Origin of the sequence: Agrobacterium vitis, assembly GCF_013426735.1 — a bacterium.
GTDB classification, from domain to species: Bacteria; Pseudomonadota; Alphaproteobacteria; order Rhizobiales; family Rhizobiaceae; genus Allorhizobium; species Allorhizobium vitis_D.
The window spans coordinates 164414-183752 of sequence record NZ_AP023273.1 but is presented as its reverse complement, the minus strand read 5'-3'; the positions used below and the strand labels follow the sequence as shown (position 1 = coordinate 183752).

At 54.5% G+C, this 19339-nt stretch carries 16 protein-coding genes; 13 read left to right on the top strand and 3 right to left on the bottom strand.

Features of this window, described 5'->3' with window-relative positions; all coding sequences use genetic code 11:
- The first annotated feature begins 18 nt into the window (after nt 1-18).
- Nucleotides 19-693: a spermine/spermidine synthase domain-containing protein gene (locus H1Y61_RS18275; RefSeq protein ID WP_174112553.1), complete on the top strand. Its 675-nt coding sequence runs from the start codon at nt 19-21 to the stop codon at nt 691-693.
- A 549-nt stretch (nt 694-1242) separates the two neighbouring features.
- On the opposite strand, the gene H1Y61_RS18270 is transcribed toward H1Y61_RS18275, so the two are convergent.
- Complete coding sequence (locus tag H1Y61_RS18270) at nt 1243-1389, bottom strand: DUF1127 domain-containing protein (RefSeq protein WP_012653926.1); 147 nt, start codon at nt 1387-1389, stop codon at nt 1243-1245.
- Between the two features lie 345 nt (nt 1390-1734).
- Between H1Y61_RS18270 and H1Y61_RS18265 the strand changes: the two genes are divergently transcribed.
- The 4 genes from H1Y61_RS18265 to H1Y61_RS18250 all read left to right on the top strand — a co-directional run bounded on the left by H1Y61_RS18265 (nt 1735) and on the right by H1Y61_RS18250 (nt 7582).
- A complete protein-coding gene (locus H1Y61_RS18265) occupies nt 1735-2592 on the top strand; it encodes an SDR family oxidoreductase (protein WP_180574958.1) in 858 nt (285 codons plus the stop codon).
- Between the two features lie 414 nt (nt 2593-3006).
- Complete coding sequence (locus tag H1Y61_RS18260) at nt 3007-4770, top strand: sensor histidine kinase (protein ID WP_180574957.1); 1764 nt, start codon at nt 3007-3009, stop codon at nt 4768-4770.
- Nucleotides 4771-5084: 314 nt separating this feature from the next.
- On the top strand, nt 5085-6527 hold the full coding sequence (locus tag H1Y61_RS18255; protein ID WP_071203998.1) for an ATPase domain-containing protein: 1443 nt from the start codon (nt 5085-5087) through the stop codon (nt 6525-6527).
- Nucleotides 6524-7582 carry a sensor histidine kinase gene (locus H1Y61_RS18250; RefSeq protein ID WP_180574956.1) on the top strand — a complete coding sequence of 353 codons (1059 nt, stop codon included), beginning with the start codon at nt 6524-6526 and terminating at the stop codon, nt 7580-7582. Before H1Y61_RS18255 ends, H1Y61_RS18250 begins: the two co-directional genes overlap by 4 nt.
- A gap of 59 nt (nt 7583-7641) precedes the next feature.
- Here the strand turns inward: H1Y61_RS18250 and H1Y61_RS18245 are convergent, their stop codons facing one another.
- Together H1Y61_RS18245 and H1Y61_RS18240 are read right to left on the bottom strand one after the other, a co-directional pair.
- On the bottom strand, nt 7642-8466 hold the full coding sequence (locus tag H1Y61_RS18245) for a Crp/Fnr family transcriptional regulator (protein WP_322790785.1): 825 nt from the start codon (nt 8464-8466) through the stop codon (nt 7642-7644).
- Nucleotides 8466-9509, bottom strand: coding sequence for an MDR/zinc-dependent alcohol dehydrogenase-like family protein (locus H1Y61_RS18240; protein WP_180574955.1), 1044 nt, complete (start codon nt 9507-9509; stop codon nt 8466-8468). Before H1Y61_RS18240 ends, H1Y61_RS18245 begins: the two co-directional genes overlap by 1 nt.
- Nucleotides 9510-9925: 416 nt before the next feature.
- On the opposite strand from H1Y61_RS18240, the gene H1Y61_RS18235 reads away from it, so the two are divergent.
- The 8 genes from H1Y61_RS18235 to H1Y61_RS18200 all read left to right on the top strand — a co-directional run bounded on the left by H1Y61_RS18235 (nt 9926) and on the right by H1Y61_RS18200 (nt 19301).
- Complete coding sequence (locus tag H1Y61_RS18235) at nt 9926-10426, top strand: YciE/YciF ferroxidase family protein (RefSeq protein WP_070165407.1); 501 nt, start codon at nt 9926-9928, stop codon at nt 10424-10426.
- A gap of 181 nt (nt 10427-10607) precedes the next feature.
- Nucleotides 10608-11132 (top strand): sigma-70 family RNA polymerase sigma factor, encoded by a 525-nt coding sequence (locus H1Y61_RS18230; RefSeq protein WP_234626604.1) that lies wholly within the window; start codon nt 10608-10610, stop codon nt 11130-11132.
- Nucleotides 11133-11333: 201 nt separating this feature from the next.
- On the top strand, nt 11334-12074 hold the full coding sequence (locus H1Y61_RS18225; RefSeq protein WP_174112558.1) for an IclR family transcriptional regulator: 741 nt from the start codon (nt 11334-11336) through the stop codon (nt 12072-12074).
- Between the two features lie 549 nt (nt 12075-12623).
- Complete coding sequence (locus tag H1Y61_RS18220) at nt 12624-13808, top strand: MFS transporter (protein WP_180574954.1); 1185 nt, start codon at nt 12624-12626, stop codon at nt 13806-13808.
- 121 nt (nt 13809-13929) lie between these two features.
- Complete coding sequence (locus H1Y61_RS18215; protein ID WP_174112560.1) at nt 13930-15081, top strand: SphA family protein; 1152 nt, start codon at nt 13930-13932, stop codon at nt 15079-15081.
- Nucleotides 15082-15867: 786 nt separating this feature from the next.
- The gene (locus tag H1Y61_RS18210; RefSeq protein WP_156636003.1) at nt 15868-16374 is read left to right on the top strand and encodes a putative pterin-binding protein; all 507 of its coding nucleotides are present in this window, start codon (nt 15868-15870) and stop codon (nt 16372-16374) included.
- A gap of 9 nt (nt 16375-16383) precedes the next feature.
- The gene (locus H1Y61_RS18205; protein WP_174112561.1) at nt 16384-18354 is read left to right on the top strand and encodes a putative bifunctional diguanylate cyclase/phosphodiesterase; all 1971 of its coding nucleotides are present in this window, start codon (nt 16384-16386) and stop codon (nt 18352-18354) included.
- Between the two features lie 239 nt (nt 18355-18593).
- The gene (locus H1Y61_RS18200; protein WP_180574953.1) at nt 18594-19301 is read left to right on the top strand and encodes an FkbM family methyltransferase; all 708 of its coding nucleotides are present in this window, start codon (nt 18594-18596) and stop codon (nt 19299-19301) included.
- Nucleotides 19302-19339: the final 38 nt, after the last annotated feature.

Sequence of the window (19339 nt, the reverse complement as noted above, 5' to 3'; positions counted from 1 at the left end):
GGATAAAGAGACGGCCCGATGCTTCCCTGGATACAGCTTGACAGTGCCGCCATTCCCGATGGCGGCGGCGACCTGCGCCTGAAGCAGCGGGGCCAGGAATTCTCGATCATGCTTGGCGCCAACGAGTTGATGAACAGCCGGCTGAGCGGCTCGGAAGAGGCGCTGGCGACGCTTGCCTGCGAGAAGATAAGGGCCTGCGAGAAGCCCAGCCTGCTGATCGGCGGGCTTGGCATGGGGTTTACCCTGCGTGCAGCCCTCGGCGTGTTGCAAGCCGATGCCCGCGTGACCGTGGCCGAATTGGTGCCAGCTGTGGTCGCCTGGGCGCGTGGGCCGATGGCGGAGGTTCATAAGGGCAGTCTCGATGATCCGCGTGTCGATATTCATGTCGGCGATGTTGGCGCGCTGATCCGCTCAAAGCGCGCCGCCTATGACGCCATTCTGCTTGATGTCGATAATGGTCCGGACGGATTGACCCGCGCCTCCAATGACAGTCTCTACAATGCCGCTGGACTGCGTGCCGCCAAAGCTGCCTTGCGGCCTAAAGGCGTGCTGGCCGTCTGGTCTTCTGCACCGGATGCCGCCTTTACCCGCAGGTTGCGGGAGGCAGGATTTGTCACCGAGGAAGTCCAGGTGCGCGCCAACGGTAAACGCGGCGGGGCGCGCCACCTGTTGTGGATGGCGGTCAACGGATGAGATCATCAAAGCGGTGAGGCGACGCTACAGCACCGTGCGCCATATGTGGCGCACAAAGGTTCGCTGTAGCTCCCTATATTTGTTGCATAATTTTCTCTCTAAACCGATTCCGGTTTAAAGAATTATGCAATAGATGCCAATTGATGGAGGTCATTGGCACTTTCAGTCAATCGAGCGAAAAATGTCGAATTGAAGTGAAGAAACAAAAAAGCCTGCCGCGGGAGGAGGTGCGGCAGGCTTTTTAAAAGAGTGAACAGCGGCTGGGAGGAGGAGTGCCACCGTTCCATCGGACGCCCCTAGGGAGGAGGAGTGGGTCGTCCGAGAGACGAAGCTTTGCGGGAGGAGGATGCATCGCTTCGTTGAGATAGATAATACGCGACAAATGCCCAATTCATAGTCATTTTGTTGCAGTGCAGATATGCGTTAAATGCATGGGTATTTTGCAATGATTTGAGATCCAAATCGGACCGGTTTGCGTAGAGCAATTCCCAGACGCAAAAACGCCCGCGTCATCGGCGGGCGTCGTTCAAGCAGCAATGTCGATATCGATCAACCGGCAACGGAGGCCCGGGCAACGCGACGGATGTCACTCCGTTCAATGCCGAGATCCTGCAACTCGCGGCTGGTCATGCGGCCAAGTTCGGAAACGGTCTGACGATACTTGCGCCAGTTGTTCAAGGAGCGTGCTACGTTCATGATAATGCCCTTTCTGAGGACTGTCTGACGTCAGCAACCTTTGTTCGGTTCCGGCGTCGTTTCGATGATTGGAATATAGGCGTTCTTTCATCGTCCTAACAGAGACAAGGTCTCACGCCACCCATGCGTCAAATGCATGAGTAAGCGATGGCGGTCGCCTTTGGAAATTTGGGGTCCGATGTTTTCGGCAGCCCATATCCGTAGCGTTTATTCAGGTCACGAAATATTAAAATTCGGAACGGTGGCGCTTTCTCTTTGTTTGCAAACTGTGGGGTTTTGAGAGTGCGGCTTGGATGCGCGCCCTCGACTATCCAGCAATAATCTTTAGAAATGAGAGCTGATCCGATGATCGATAAACCGACGCCACCCTTTTCCAAGCAACAACAGTCTATTCCGGGACTGACCCGCGACATGGATCCCGTGCCCGATCACGGCGAAACGACCTATAAGGGTTCGGGGCGGCTTGCCGGCAAGAAGGCGGTAATAACAGGTGCTGATAGTGGCATCGGGCGGGCTGTGGCCCTGGCCTATGCCCGAGAGGGTGCTGATGTGCTGCTCTCCTATCTCAGCGAACATGAGGATGCCGAGGAAACCAAGCGCCTTGTGGAAGAGGCGGGTCGCAAGGCCGTGCTGGTGGCGGGCGATTTGCAAAAGGCCGACCATTGCCGTCTCATCATAGACAAGGCGGTTTCCGAGCTTGGCGGTATCGATATTCTCGTCAACAACGCCGCCCATCAAAAGACTTTCGAGCAGATCGAGGATATCAGCGATGAGGAATGGGAATTGACGTTCAGGGTCAATATCCACGCAATGTTCTATCTGACGAAAGCTGCCGTCAAGCATATGAAGCCCGGTGCGGCGATTATCAATACCGCCTCGATCAACGCCGATACGCCGAGCCCCACTTTGCTGGCTTATGCAACGACCAAGGGCGCCATCCAGAATTTCACGGCAGGCCTCGCCCAGCTTCTGGCGGAAAGAGGTATCCGCGCCAATACCGTTGCGCCCGGCCCGATCTGGACGCCACTCATCCCTTCAACCATGCCGCCGGAACGGGTCTCGAGCTTTGGCGAGCAGGTGCCGATGAAACGACCGGGCCAACCGGCTGAACTTGCAACGGCCTATGTGATGCTGGCCGACCCCCTTTCAAGCTATGTTTCCGGCGCCACCATCGCAGTCACAGGTGGCAAGCCGATTCTCTAGCTGTTGTCGGGTGAATTGAAGTCCGGGTTCCCCGAAACGACAAACAAAACCAAGAAAAGCTTTCGTCGGTCAGGTTCACATTGAACCTGACCGACTGTCGTTTTGCTGTAGTGGCGATGATGTGGATCGCGCTCTGTTGCCAGTGTGACGGAAATGCATTGACCCTCTATTGTCGCTGCGGGAATACCCGATAAACTGCTGCATGATTCCTTGGGCTGAAAGGCTCAAGGAGAAAGCCATGCAGCAAGTATAGAATTAGGGCGGCGGGTTCTGTGCATCCCATGGGATGCTTGGCGCGGTCGTGTCTTGGAGGGCGACGGTTGTGCAGTTTCGCCAGGCCTTTGTGCATACGGGTCTTGGTGCGAAACATGGGCCGAAAAGCGTCTTGATCTCTTGCGGGTGGGGAGGGGTGGCGTGAAAAAGAGACTGGTCGCTGTGGTCTTGACGGCGTTGTCACCGGCATTGGGAATGCTGGTTTACAATGAAGTGAGTGCGCGTGCCGAACGCTATGCCGAAGTTCATCGTCAGGTATTCGAAACTGCCCGGCAGGCGGCGTCCGAGGTGAAAAGCGTCGTGGAAGGCGTCAAGGCCCTGCTGATTGCCACCGCGGTTATTCCGGTGGTGGCCGGTCAGGATAAACAGGCCTGTACCAACGTGCTGAAATCGGTAGCCGCCAGGGTGACGCAGGTCCGCAATATCGTCGTTCTCGATCGCAACGGCAAACTGGTCTGCGACAATATGGGCTGGGAGGTCGGCAGCGACTTCAGCGATCGCGACTATGTTCGGCAAGCCCTTCGTTCCGATGCGTTGTCGATTGGCAATTACACGGTCAGCCGGATCTCGAACGCACCAATCGTGCCAATGGCGCTGGCCATCAAGCGAGGCTCCGAGACAGTTGGTGTGCTGGCCACGGCGGTGCATCTTGAGTGGCTGGAACAGCGCATCGTTCAGCGAGGCCTTCCGCCTGGCGGTTGGATCACCATTGCTGACCGCAACGGTATCGTGCTTGCCCGCAACCCGGGGCCTGAAAAATTCGTTGGCACCCAGATTCTACCGCCCTATCACACGCTGGTTCAAGCCCAACAACCCGGCACGACGGAACGTGTAGGTCAGGACGGAATACGCCGGATTATGGGTTATGTTCCCGTTTCACCCGACAATCCATTTTATGTCAGCGCTGGATTTTCGGCGGACCAGGCTTTCGCGCCGATTGATCGGGCCTCTCTCTTGGGATTGGCGATGATCGCTGTGGGCGCAGGTCTCGCTCTCCTTGCCGCCTTTTTTATCGGAAATCGTTTAATCCTTGGCCCGATCACTCACATCGTTGCCGTTCTTCAGCGATGGCGCCAAGGGGATCTCGCGGCCAGAACCGGGATGACCGGGCGCTCCAGCGAATTGGGACAGGTTGGCGCCACGGTCGATAGTCTTCTGGACGAATTGGAAGCACGCCGATGTGAGGCAGCGCGCGCTGAAGAAAACCGCAAACTTGTGGCCAGAGAGTTGGCGCACCGTGTCAAGAATACGATGGCGATGATCCAGGCCATTGCAAGGCAGACGTTCAAGGACCGCTCGCAGGAAAATGGCGTTTTTGCCCGGCGCGTTGCAGCCCTTGCGGGAGCCTATGATATCCTTTTGTCGGAAGATTGGAAAAGTGCCGGGTTGCGCGATGTCCTCGAGCGGGCGCTTCAACCTTTCGATAGCGAGGGTGACAGGCGGATTGTTCTCCAGGGGGCAGCCTGCACCTTGCCGCCGGAGGCTGCTGTCGCGCTATCGCTGATCGCGCACGAACTTGCCACAAATGCCGTGAAATACGGGTCTCTTCGCGAACGCGATGGACGTGTCAAGGTAGAATGGCGGCAAGAGCAGGATCGGATCGAGCTGGAATGGCGGGAAGAAGAGGGGCCGCCGGTTGTTGATCCCACTCTTCAAGGTTCTGATCCCCATGGTCTCAAAGGGCCCGGCGTCGAAGGGTTTGGGTCGCGGTTGATCCGCAGTGCTTTCCCTCGCAGCCTGTCTCCCAAGATCAGCAGCGATTTCCGGCCCGATGGTCTTCGCTTCCATCTTTCCTTCGCTGTGGTCCAGCCAGGGTTAGGACAGTCGTCGCTGTCAGGGCAGTCCGAGACAGCGCAAGCCGGTGCTTTGGATAAGCCGCAAACACTCGCCGCTTTGGAGGCTTGAAATGCGGCCTGCGGTCGCCTGAAAGATGGTTCATCCTGAATGGTCTGCCAAGCGGGGAAAGCTGTCGCCCGGATATGGTTCCCCTCATTGGCCGGTTTTGCGGATTTTATTGAAATTTTGCACAAGACAAATATAAAGTTCCCGCATCGCTCATTGAGGGCGGGTTTGAATCAGGGTGGACATTGACTTAAAGCTAAAAAATTCTGCCGTAGAATTCCCGCAATCGTCCCGGGTTAACGGAACTATGCGGCATCGAGATATTATTCCCCCTCTTTTGAACGATGCATTTGCCTGCATGGTCATGGAAGACAGATATGCCACCACGCAAAAAAGCTGCGGTTGCCAGTACCGGCATCGCAGGACTGGACGAAATTCTCCGCGGCGGATTGCCCTTACCGAACCTGTTCATGCTTCAAGGCGCTCCCGGATCGGGTAAAACCACCGCAGCCATACAGTTCCTGCGGGCCGGTGTTGAAGCGGGCGAGAGCTGTCTTTATGTGACGCTGTCCCAAAGTGCTGCCGAATTGCGCTCTATTGCGGTTTCCCATGGCTGGACGCTGGACGGTATTCATGTCGAGGAACTTTCGACGACAGGCAGTATCGACGAGGCCGACGAGCAGAGCATTTTCATGACCGCCGACCTGCGGCTCGATGAAACCCGCAAGGCGATAGAAGCTGCTATCGATGAGCATAAGCCGCAGCGCCTGGTGTATGATTCGTTGCTGGAAATCCGGTTGATCACCGGCGACTCCCCCCGTTTCCGCCGGGAATTGATCGGCTTCAAGTCCTTCCTGTCAAAACGAAAGGTCGTGGCGCTGCTTCTCGACACTCAGTCGCCCGGTCTTGACCGCAGCGGCGAGGAGGTCGAAGGTCTGGCCCATGGCGTCATCCGGTTCGACAAGTCGCTGGAAGAGTATGGCGGTGTCCGGCGCCGGATTGAGGTGTCTAAAATGCGCGGCGTGCCGATTGCTGACGGTTATCATGACATGGCGATCCGCGAAGGCGCAGGCGTTGTCGTGTTTCCACGCATCATGCCCAGCACGGCGACAGAAGCGACCAAGCCGCAATTGATCAAATCCGGCGTGAGCGAGTTGGATGACATGTTCGGCGGCGGGCAGGAGGCGGGAACGACGACCCTGGTCATCGGCCAGGCCGGAACGGGCAAATCCACCATGTCGTCGCTCTATGCAACGGCAGCGCTTGAGCGCGGTGAAAGCGTCGCTCTCTTCCTGTTCGAGGAGCGGTTGGAAACGTTTTTCCGCCGGTCTGAAGGCTTGGGCATGCAATTGCGGCAGTTCCATAAGGATGGCAAACTGATCCTGCGTGATTTCAACCCGAATGAAGTCTCACCCGGCGAGTTCGGCCAGATTGTCCAGGATGCCGTCGTTCAGAACAAGGTGCGTGTCGTGGTCATCGACAGCCTGACGGGTTATCTGAATTCATTGCCGCATCGGGAAAAGGCGGTGCGGGATATCCAGTCCCTGCTGAAATACCTTGCGAGATCCGGTGTCCTCACCATGCTGATTGTCGCTCAGCATGGGCTTTTAGGTCAGAATGTCGGCATTGACGTCGATGTCAGCTTCCTCGGCGATACCGTGCTTCTCTTGAGAATCATGGAGCATGAAGGCCGGCTGCGGCGCAGCATCACCGTGGTCAAGAAGCGCCACGGTCCCCATGATCTGGATGTCCGAGAGCTGCTGATCGAAAGCGGTAGCGTCAGCGTCGTTTCCTATAACCCGCTTCCTGATCCGAAATGACATCGCTATCGCCCCAGGAGGAACTGGTCCAGGATGAGCTGGATTGGGTGCTGGTCTGCGCACCGTTTCGCAAGGATGCCGATTATGTCGGCGCGCTTTTGCGCGAACATCTGATCGAGGTGCGGGCGGTAATGGAGGCCAAGGGCTTCGCCCAGTTGCTGGATGCTTCACCGGGAATTGTGATTGTGTCACATGAAGCTCTGACGCCGCAGATCGTCGCCCTGACCGCCGCGCATCTCACCCGGCAGCCGAACTGGTCTGAAGTGCCGATCATTGTTCTTCTGGAGCGGGGCGCACCCCTGACACGTATCCGCAGCCAATTGCTTTCCGCCTGGCCGGGCGCGCGGCTTTTGTTCTATACACGTCCCGTGGCGCCGCTGGAACTGGTCAGCGGCATCCAGTCCAACCTGCTGGTGCGCTTGCGCCAGCGGCAGGTGCGCGATTCCATCGAGCGGGAGCGGGAACTGCGGGCGGAGCTTAATCACCGGGTCAAGAATATCCTGGCAACGGTGACATCAATCTTTCGCATGACACGGCGCGGTGCCGAAAGCCTTGACGATCTTGCGACGGATTTCAATGGGCGACTGCTGGCGCTGTCCAATGTCCATACGGCAGTTTTTGAGGCCGGGGGCGAGGATGTTTCGCTTTTGGCTGTGGTTGATCTGATCGTTTCGCCCTATGGCACCGAGCGGATTGCCGTTGACGGTAGTGATCTGCTTGTCAGTCGTGAAGCCGGAACGACGCTGGCGCTTTGCCTGCATGAATTAATCACCAATGCGATCAAATATGGCGCCCTGTCGGTCCCGGAGGGACGCGTTGCTCTTCGCTGGGAGGTTGATGGTAGTGAGAAACCGACCTTCCAGTTCCATTGGCAGGAGAGCAATGGACCGCCTGTCCGTACACCGGCTCGGCAAGGCTATGGGACACGCTATGTTACCTCCGCCCTTGCATCGCTGTTTGCAACTGCGCCGGATATCCAATTTGCAGAGGATGGTCTGGTTTGCAGCGCTGCCGGGCCCTTTGCGCGGATCTCGCCTGCGACAGTCGCTCGCTAATCTGGCCTCCAGTTAAAGCATATCGGCGTTTCGCAGTCTTCTCGCCGATATGCTCTCAGTCAAACCTCAAGCGGTGGATCTCTCATAGGCCCTAACAGCCGTTGATATTCCCGTTCCACGGGGCCATAGGCATCGGCGGCAAAGGCTTCGAGACCTGCTCTGTCGCGAATGCGGATTTCCTTGCGCTCCGCATAAATCAATCTTTCGCCTTCCAACACATGCAAGGAGGCGGTGACGCTCGAGCGACGCACCGCCAGCATGATCGACAGAAATTCATGAGTCAGCGATAATTCATCCCTGTCCAGCCGATCGTGGCACATCAGGATCCAGCGTGCCAACCGCTTATCGATAGAGTGAATGGCGTTTGACTGGGCAGTGAATGCCATTTGCATATTGACCACATAGGCCCATCGAAGCAGCAGGCGGCGCATGGTTGGCCTGCTATCCATCAGGCCAACCAATCGGCCTGTTTCCAGGCGCAACCCAGTGCCTGCGACCTGCATGATCACCCGGCAGGGATTGCGGTCACTGTCCAGCAGGGCAGAGGCGGGCGACATGCCTTCGCGGCCAAACAGTCCGACCTCGCTTTGGTTGCCTGTCGGAGAAACGATCACCGTCGAGCCGACGCCCGAGAGAGGGAAATAACAGGAGTGGTCGATGTCGTGAGGCTGCGACAAAACCAGCCCTTGCGGTAAATCGACAGGTTCGAGAGCGGGCGCGATAGCGGCGAGATCATCAGGCGCCAGCATGTTGAGAAGACGATTACGTATGGGCATGGCTGTCTCCGCACCAGTTCGGCCGCCATTGTGCTGGGCTAGGATCGTCGATGCTGAAACGGCGCGATCCTCAGCCGCGCGGCCATTTTTCAAAATTCTGTCACTCATCAATAGATCACCAGTGCTTTCATAAATCCATCCGGCTGGTCGCGGGCGGCGATCAGCGCCTGACCCAACTCCTCCAATCGGTAGCGATGGGTATAAAGGGATGTGGGATCGAGCCGTCCGTCCATGATTGCCGCCACCGCTTCAAGCATGCCATCGACGCAGATTTCCTGGCTGATTTCTGGGCCGATTCCGTGACTGTGTTTATCTGTCTGGATTACTGCGGCTTCGCGCTTTTTCCATGACTGTATAATTCCTCCGCGCGGGTCGGACTGTTGGCGACTGGCCATGATCAGGCGACCTGCCGAGTTGGTCAATTTATCCGCCAGGTCGACCAGCCCGCTCTCGCCGGTAACGTCGATTACCCGGTCGCAAAGATATCCGCCCGTAAGCTCATGCACGGTTTCGATGATCCGCACGGAATCGTCCGCCGCACCATGCTCGTCTATGGTAAATGCCTCTGCCGCTCCCATACGCTTGGCCACCGCCAAGGATGCTGGACGGCGCGAAATGGCTGTAACATGCGCCTTGGCTCTTGAGGCGAGCTGGACGAGAAGGGCGCCGACAAAGTCTATGCCGATAATGGCCACCCTTTGTCCGGCTTTGATATCGCTACAGCGAAAGGCGTTCATCGCTCGGCTCAGGGACCTGCCTGGAAACGGCATGCCATCCAGCAATGGGGGAAGGGAAATGACACTGTCTGCATCCGACAGATGGTGGCTGGCATAAGCGGACCGCACAAGTGACGCCACCCGGTCTCCGACCGACAGGCTTCTGACATTGGGACCGATCGCGTCGATAACGCCCCATCCTTCGCCATCTAATCCTACCGGTTCGGCAGATGTCAGCGTTCGCTCTTGTCCATCGCGAGAGAGAGGGTCGCAAGCGAGGATACCACAGCCCTCCAGCCTGATTCGTACTTGGCTCCGTCCGGGTTGCGGCAGAGTATTGGATACGATGTTGATCTGTCCCGGCCCGGTGAAAACCGCTGCCTTCATCTCATCGGTATCCGGTTTTTCGCTATACTGTGCGGCAATCCTGTCCATCCGGTTCCTTTCCTTAATTCGCCTGGGCTTGCCACATTCACCGATGCCTTGGGCACCAAGGCCTTGGGCGCGCCCGTCTTTGAGGCGCGGTCTTGGTGTGGGCGCATGTTGTGGTGTGCCTGGTTTCATATTGAACTGCGAAAGCGCGCTCGGGTTCCCAAATCCGGTTAAACACGCCGTGGCAAAGACGATGGTGTTGGATATTTCGGTGCCATTGCGTTGAACGGCTATTTGCGGTGCCATTTCACCCGCCGGGTTTCTTGCCTGATATTTCGGGGAACTTTTAGGTTGCAACCCTGGTTTGGGAAGGGTGGCCTACATGGGAGCCTTCAAAAAGCGTCCCGACTTTTCACGCAGTTCCAGACGAAAGCCACAGGAAAGACGCCATGGAATTGCACCATTCCCCGGAGGAAAAAATGGCTGAGAAAACATTGAATGATCTGTTCTTGGACACGCTTAAGGACATCTACTTTGCTGAGAAGCAAATCTTGAAGGCCTTGCCGAAAATGGCACGCGCAGCCCAATCGGAAGAAGGCCGGAACGCATTTCTTCATCATCGCGAAGAAACCCAAGGCCAGATCGAGCGGCTTGAACAGGTCTTTGAACTTCTGGGTAAGAATGCCCGGGGCAAGACCTGTGAGGCAATCCAGGGCATCATCGCCGAAGGCGAAGAGATCATGGAGGATTTCAAGGGGTCTCCCGCTCTTGATGCTGGCTTGATTTCGTCGGCGCAGGCAGTCGAGCATTATGAAATTGCCCGCTACGGCACGTTGAAGGCCTGGGCGTTGCAGCTCGGTATGAAGGAGGCCGCTGCCTTATTGGACGCGACCCTGAAGGAAGAAATCGCCACGGACGAAAAACTGACGGCGCTTGGCGAAGGTAGCGCCAACAAGAAAAGCGCACGCAAGGCAGCGTGATCTTTGGACGAACCTTTCGCCGTTGCGAAAGGTTTCTTCCCCCTGAAAGGCCGCCAATGTGCGGCCTTTTTGTTTTCATGGCCAGAACCCCGATGGCAAACGTCACAGTTCTTTCGTGCGGTATCGTACAGAAACAACCTGGCCCTGTGCTCGTTGATGCCCGCAGAAGGAGATCTGTTTCATGGCAACTTTCGAGGACAGCGCTGGCAACGGCGGCGCGATGGCATTTACAACGGCTGTTCACACCGAAATAGAGGCGCATCTACCTGCATTGCAACGTTTCGCAAAGCGGCTTGTCGGCCCCAATGGCGATATCGAAGATCTGGTTCAGGATACCATTCTCAGAGCCTTGAATTCGTCATCTCAGTTTCGAGCCGGTACGGCTTTGAAATCCTGGTTGTTCACAATCATGCGCAACGCTTTCTATACGGCCTATAACAGGCGCAAGCGCGAGCATGTCGGAATGGATGACGAGTTTAACCTGCGCATGGTGATGGAGCCACCACAGGAATGGGTGGTTCTATACGCCGATCTCGGTCTGGCTATGCAGCACTTGCCGGAAGCATCGCGGCGTTCCCTGCTGATGGTGGCGAGCGGCGCAAGTTACGATGAAACCGCCCTTGCCTGCGGATGCGAGGTGGGAACTGTAAAAAGCCGGGTCAATCGAGCCCGAAAAGCATTGTCAGAGCGCTTCAGCATAGCCTGACGGATCGTGCATTTTCTAAGAGAATCCAAATTTGCCAGGAAAGCCAAATTTAGCGGTAGAGAATGACTGCCGGTGTTGGCATGCGTGTTGGGGCCTATAGGAATTCAAATCTGCTTCAGGCTGGCGATTGACTTGCCAGGCTCGAAATGCGAGTCAGAAACTGCCTGATATTGGGATTCTTTCAGCTTTCTGAGGAAAAGCATGGCCGGACTGGGACGCTTTGTCGATATTTTGAGGCTGTTCGACGAGAAGACGTCCGAGTGGACCATACAGGATATCGCAGAGCGGCTGGATGTGCCTGGAAGTACCGTCTACCGCACGGTACGGGAGTTGGTCGGACAAGGGTTTCTAGATCCTTCCCGGGAAGGTCATTATCGCCTCGGCGCGGTTTTTATCGAATTTGATCGACGTCTTCGCCTTTCCGATCCGCTGATCCGCGAGGGCGTGCCCTTGTTGCGTGACGTTGTGTCTGCCGTTCAGTTTCCTTGTGTCGCGGTCATCGCACGGCTGTATCGCGACCAGGTGATTTGCGTTGCCGATGATCGTAGCCCCGCCACCGATATCGCCACCAGCTATGAGCGAGGCAGGCCCATGCCATTGTTGCGGGGTGCCACGTCAAAAACCATTCTGGCACAATTACCGCGGGCAAAGCTGAGCAAGATCATTAAAGGCGCGGAGGAAGTGGACCGGGCATTTGACGATATCGCATCTGAACTGGCCGCCATCCGTAAACGCGGCTTTACGGTGACGCGTGGAGAAGTGGACCAGGGTCTTGTTGGCATTTCGGTGCCCGTCACCTGCGCGCAAGGGGCAATCAATGCCAGCTTCAGTCTGATCGTCCGTGCCAGCGATTTCGATGACTCCACTGAACGGCGGCTGGCGATGCTTTTGTTGCCTGCATCTTCAATCCTTGCTGACAAGCTAAATTCCCGGTGGTTGTGAGCGTTTTATACCAGTAGTGTTTGCCTCTTATATTCGAAAAAATGCACGCATAATTTGAAATTCTGTCGATATTATCAAAATATAATAATTTTTGTTGACTAGCGATTTGATATTCCTCAATATGCAAAGAAATGAGGAGGTCCTGACGCAATTGTGTTGGGAGGGGAAGGAGATCACGTCGCAGCATCGCATTCAGCATGATGTCCATGTTCATAATTCCTGGAGCCGGACTCGGCTTTTGGGGGCATCAATTTGAGAATAGTGCGACGTCTTTGGTGTGACAGGTAACGCGTTCGGCGCTGCAGCTTTTGCAAGAGAGGTGGATCCAGTTTGATCAACCAGTCAGCTTGGAGGCGAGTGCGTGAGCTGAAATGGATTGCCTGAATTCGCGGAACCTCATTTCGAAACAATACAGATTGTAGGGCAGGCTGCCCCGCATCGATTTTCTGTGTGCGGATTGCGGACCAGTCTTGAAGATCTGGATATTTATGGAGGAGGAGAGACATGCAAAGAGCCGCCGGTATACCTCAAGGAGTGTTACTCATCTCAATGGCCTGGCTGGCACCGATCGGATCGACATTGTTCGCGCCGGTCTTGCCGCAGATCATTCAGCATTTTTCCTCGGTAGCGAATGCGTCGCTGCTTGCTCCGATCGCACTCGTCACGCCAGCACTATTTGTGGCGCTGCTTGCCCCGGTTGCCGGGATACTTGCCGATAGAATCGGTCGCAAGACGCTGTTGTTTTATTCCATGCTGTTTTACGCCATTGCCGGCGTCATGCCAGTCTGGCTGGATAGCCTTTATACAATTATCGCATCGAGAGTTGTGGTTGGTATCGCCGAAGCGGGTGTCATGACGGCAGGGACGGCCCTGATCTGCGATTATTTTGCAGGCGAACGTCGGGCGCACTGGCTATCTCTGCAATTCGGGTCGGCCTCTTTTGTCGCAACCGTTTGTTTCGTGCTGGCAGGATTTCTGGGTGGTTACGGTTGGCGCGTGCCATTCCTTGTCTATGGTGCCACGGCACTGTTCATTCCGCTTATCCTGATGGTGTTGTTCGAACCCTCACGCATGGCCGCATCGAGCCGTCCTGCTGACATGCCCGGGGATGCGCGGGACGCCGAAGGTGGGCTTTTCAACACGCGGTTTATCGTTTGCCTCGTCCTGACGATGATCTGCGGCCTGCTTTTCTACGTGATGCCAGTTCATATATCTCTGGTCCTCGCCGAGCGGGGCATTGTCGAGCCAAGCGTGCTTGGCCTCGCCAGCGCCGCCGGATCTTTCGGTGTCGTCGCAGGAACCCTGTTTTTCCGGTCTCAGGCGCGGCGTTCCATCGGTGTGCTCTTGTCGGCGGCTATGGTGTTGCAGGGTATCGGTTTCATCCTGCTCTATACCCAGACGTCATTGATGGGTGGAATCGTTGGCATGTTCATCAATAATATTGGCTGCGGTATTTCGCTGCCTCTGGTTTTGGCCTTCACCATGGCGCGGCTGCCGGATGTTTATCGAGGCAGGGCCTCCGGTATCTGGACGTCGATGTTTTTCATCGGCCAGTTCATTTGTCCACTCGTGGTTGGCGCTGTCGCCGCGGCCTCTGGCGGAATGATCGGAGCAATGGCGGGTTTTGCAGCTTTTACGCTGCTGGGAGCCGGCGTCTTCGCCATCTGGTCGATATTCGGCATGGCGTTGAAGGAGCCTGTGACCATCAAGCGGGAGCTGGTCGGGCTTCATTGAGGCGAAGCGAACCAGGCGCAGGTTTCGTCATCCTCTGTGACGTACTCAGCTTCGCTTTAATACGCTTCTCTATGCGCAACCTCTTAAATATATTGATGCCTTAAGGGGTTGTGGTGTTTCTTTGCAAGCCTGGAGCAAGAAGAGGCGGTTAGGGTGGGCTGGGATTTACTATGGAGCGTATCCCAGGGCGATTCGACAGAGCCGGATTTGGGGTGGCCTATTATTTTGGCTGGGAAAGTGGGACAAGTTTATGGGAAATAGACGGTTAGATTTTGCAGTTCTGCTGATGGGCACTTGCCTATTGGCTTCTCAAGGTGGGCAGGCCTTTGCTGCCGAGTTTTATCAGACGTCCACACCGGGCGCCTCTACGGATATCCGGGCTGCGGAATTGCCGCCTGAGGCTGGCTTCTATGCAGTCGGTGGCAGTTGGGGCAGTTGGCGGAACTCGCTGCGTGATAATAGCGGAAATTCGATGTTCCCTGATACAAGCGAAAGGCTTTTTCAGGGGCAGTTGGGTGGGCTTTACGTCTATGACGGAGAGATTTTTGGCGGGCGAATGGCGTCGTCTCTGGTCTTCGTTTACGGAGAGCACGATCTGACGATTACAAAAACAACGCCAGCCAATCTGTCTTCCAAAAATACTGGTTGGTTCGACGCCTATTCCGATATCTTCTTCTGGTCAAAGAGCTGGTATGAAGGCCCGCCTCCTGGCGCTCCTGGTCAACCAAAGCCCGCTGCTGATTTCATTCCGCCGATGCCGGTTGGCTTCACCTTGGGTCTTGGTGTTGGTGTCACCATACCAATGGGCTTGTTCGACAATGAAAAGGTTGGCAATCCAGGCTTCAGTAACTGGGTTCTGTCTCCAAACGTCGCCATGACCTATCGAACCCGTCCTATTCTTTTGGAAGGGACGGAGTTTTCGACCCGTATCTTCTACAATCACAATTTCGACCGCGATGACTCGACGGGTGGATACACCTATCGTGACGGTGATTACCTCTCGGCCGATTTCGCCGTTACGGAACGGTATAATCGCTACCAGTTTGGTCTCGCGGGCAATGTGAAATGGCAGATTCAGGATGATGATGGGTCTCCGGCCAATCCAGCCACGGATGGGCGGCGGCATAAATCCATACGCCTTGGTCCCATCGTCGCGGTTGATTTTCCATCACAGCGTGCGACCGTGACCATCAAATATCTGACGGATGTCTACAACAGGAATTCATTCAAGGGTGATTATCTGCAAGTGAACTTTATCAAAAAGCTCTGGTAAGTGGCAGACGGCGAAGATGGCCCGACCATCTTCGCCGTTTCTATCGTCTGAAGTTTTTCAGGGGAAACTGCCAATTAGTGGGCCTTAGAATCAATCCTTGCGAATACTGCACGACAGTCTCTTTTGGGCATTTTATCGAGCGCCCAAAAGAGACTGTCGTGCTTTAATTTTTCTGGCTGCTTCTGTAAATTATAACTGATTGAAGGAATTCGCAGGTGGCCAGGCCGAGTCGGTCGTTAACCACCAGATATTATGTGTACTTCATGCCGATGGTAGAGCGGATTGCTCGCCATTCAAATGCCTGGCTTCCCATGTTCTTCTGCACACAGATCATCACTCTTGTCACGTCAGGACATTGCTTGGATTGCTCCGTACGCTGGGGAGCGGTGAGCAAACCGTCTGTCGGTCGTTGCTCTGAAAAATTGCAGTTGCCAATCGGTCGGCTAGGCAAATCAACGATCCCTCTGGTATCTGCGAATTTTCTCATATATTATTATATCTAAGTAATTTTCGGTGAAACGCGATGGCGTCTTGTTGATTTTAACTGTGATGACGCGAAACTGATTTTTCTCGCAAAGATGTGCTTCAATCTACAATACGCTGCGTTGCGGTCTGTCTTGGTTAGACACCCTTGGATGCTTTATTGCACTTGTAAACTCTTGTATGAAATAAGTGAAAAGTTACCGAACCAACATGCCGGACGGCCACGACTGTGGCAAAACGCTCTTCGAATTCTAAATGGTGTTGTCGTCCTTGCTTTAGCGATTGATCGTCAGGAGAATTATAATGAGATTCGTCCGCCTTTGGGCCTATATCGTGCTGTCGGTCGCTCCCGTTTCGATGGCGCTGGCGGGAACATTCGCTGAGCCGAAAGGCAAGCCTATCCTAGTGATTTCCGGCAATATTGAAAACCGTAATACGGCGGAGGGAGCTGCTTTTGATCTTGGCATGCTCGAGGCCATTGGTTCTACAGTGATTAAAACCACCAATCCGTGGTATGAAGGGCGTACGGTTTTTGAAGGTATTCCGCTTAAAACGCTTATGGATTTTGTCGATGCCAAGGGGACCAAGGTGAAGGCGGTGGCTCTTAACGATTATGTGACGACAATTCCGCGCGACGATTTCAACCGATTCAATGTTTTGCTCGCTTTCAAACGAGACGGGAATTATATGCCTGTGCGGGACAAAGGACCGCTCTTCATCGTTTACCCCTATGACAGCGATCCTCAACTTCAGAGTCAGATTTATTATACCCGTTCGGCATGGCAGGTTTCTAAACTTATTGTAGAATAGAGGCGTAGTGTGAGGCGTTTTCTTGGTGCGATCATATGTTGTTTCGTCTTGGCTACCGGTTATATCGCCTATGTTATAGCCGTGCGTCAAACGACCCTGGAGAAATTTGCCCGCTATAATGATTCATGGGCCGTAAGCCAGACTGTTTCCGAGTATATGAGGCTCGAACATCGACTGGCGACTCTTGCCCTTGGGGTGGGGGAATTCGATCGTGAAGAAGTTCGTCTTCGGCTGGATATTATGTTGGGCCGATTGGAGTTGTTTGAGCAGGGGAATTTGCGGAGTTTCATCGAAGAAGATCCGCAACGCAAAGACTTAATCGTTAAACTTCGCGACGTTCTCGAACTGCTCAATGCGCACTTCGAAACATTAGACGTGGAGGAGATTAAATCAATCCTGCGAAAAATGGAGCTTCTGGATGCACCAATCACGGCGCTGGCTTCCACTGCTGTCGAAGCCGATGTTGGCAAGATCGGCGCTGCCCAGGCCGAATTGCGACATCTTCATTTCGTTTATACCGCCCTTGCTGGAGGGCTTATCTTGTGTGGCATTGTCCTTGTCGCCTTGCTTTTGCGCCATAACGGCCTTCTGGACAAAGCCCATCGACGCATGCAGCGCTTGACGGACGATTTGCGAGCGGCGTCATGGGAGTTGAAATCGCAAAACAATCGCTTGGAATATGTCGCACATCATGATTCTTTGACCGGTTTGCCCAATCGCATTTTGTTTCGCCAGGATCTAGAAGCAAGATTGGTCGCTGCCAAGGATGGAGGACCGGCTGCCGTCATCCTGCTGCTGGATCTCGATGGGTTCAAAGATGTGAATGACACGCTTGGTCACGACATCGGTGACGCTCTACTGCAAATGGTCGCAGATCGATTGGCGGAAATCAAAGGTCTTGGCGATCTCGTCTGCCGTCTGGGAGGGGATGAGTTTGCTATTTTGTCTGCGGGCCTTTCCGAGCCACTGGCTCTGGATTTTGCCAAGCAAATCATGAACGAGCTTGGTGTGACTTATAAGGTCGGAGACCAGGAGATCAAGATCGGCACCTGTGTCGGCGTGGCGATCTTTAATGAGGAGCCGGATACAGATGAGCTTTTCAAGCGCGCTGACCTTGCTCTTTATGAAGCCAAGGCCTTGGGCCCCAGCCACGCCTGTGTGTTCGAGAGCCAGATGCAGACGCGGTTAAAAGACCGAAAGTCTTTTGAGGCGGATTTGCAAGCGGCTTTACAAAACGGCGAAATGGAAGTCTTCTACCAACCATTGGCGATGACCGCGACGCGTGAGGTTTGCGGCTACGAGGCGCTATTACGTTGGACCCATCCACACCGCGGATCGGTTTCACCTGTCGATTTTATTCCGGTTGCGGAAAAGATCGGTGTGATCGACGGACTTGGAGAATGGGTTTTGCGTAATGCTTGCAAGGAGGCGGCAAGTTGGCGCGGCAATCTCAAAATCGCCGTCAATTTGTCACCAGTTCAGTTTCGCAGCAAGGTGCTGGTGCAAACCGTTTTGTCTGCGCTTGATGTTAGTGGTCTTGCTCCAGATCGGCTTGAACTGGAAATCACCGAATCTGTTCTGCTTGATAAGAACGAACTGACACTTTTGACCTTGAGAGAGTTGAAAGCAATCGGAATTCAGATTGCTATGGATGATTTCGGCACCGGTTACTCCTCACTCGGCAGCCTTAGAGGCTTCCCATTCGACAAACTTAAAATTGACCGATCTTTCATTCGCGACGTGACGACAAGGGCTGATGCTCTTGCTATCGCTGAGTTGGTTACGGGGATCGGGGCGAGCCTTGGTATGACCACAACAGCCGAAGGTGTGGAAACGGAAGAACAATTTGAATGCGTGAAACGGCTAGGGTGCGAACAGGTTCAAGGATACCTGATTGGTCGACCGGAGCCGGTTAGTTTCCTAATGCATCTTCGTGACGAGAAAAATCACGAGGAGATAATCTCTGAGGACTGTTCGTAGTGGTGTCTACTCGCAATAATTGCGTCACATTCTGTCGAGGCCGGCTCTAAAATCTCTGGAATTTTGCCTTTTAAATTGAGGGGATTTACACGATAAGGGTAGGCGTAGTTTTCGAGGCCCTAGAGCTTGGCAGGAAAGTGGGTAGGACTTTCTGAAAAGAAAAACGAGACAAAACCGCGAGTTTGTTTGGATCATACTGAATATGACCAATCCGAGTAGAAATGGAATACTGCACGAACATGCTAAACGTACATGGTGTATCGGTCCCTCTTGCGCCCGATGATGTGTCCCCGGTGATTTGGGAGGCATTAACCAGCAGCAGCTATGAGGCCAAGGAAGCCAAATGGGTGTCAAGGGCTGTTAGGGAGAATGACAGAGTATTGGAGTTGGGCTCAGGGCTAGGAGTGATCACCTCGCTTATAGCACGAGTTCCTGGTGTGCAGGTTTGGACCTTTGAGGCAAATCCCGTGACGGCGGCTCTCGCCCATCGCGTCATTGCTGCCAATGATATTGCCAATGTGGTATTGCAGCACGGATTGTTGACCGCAGGGATGCCTCAGTCTTACTCGTTTTATATCCGCAAAGATTTGTGGATGTCTTCGATGGATATCAACCAGGGGCCTTATGAGCGGGAAATTTCGATTACTTCGCAGAATATCGATGATTTTATAGAGACTTATGCGATAAACGTGTTGGTAATGGACATAGAAGGTGCAGAGCGCGATTTGCTAGGGAATGCAGCGCTTATAGGAATAGAGCGTATTTTTCTTGAATTGCATGACCATCTCTATGGCCTTTCTGGGGTACGCGATATTACCATGGCCCTTGCCAGTAGAGGGTTTTCCTATGATCCACGAGGCTCGAACGGTCCCTGTGTGCTTTTCGCCAAGGACGATGGTGCGCGGGAGTATGAAGAGGAATTGGAGAAATTCGATTGCGTCGGGTAATCGATAGGACAGAGCATGGTTAAACCCATGCAAGCAAT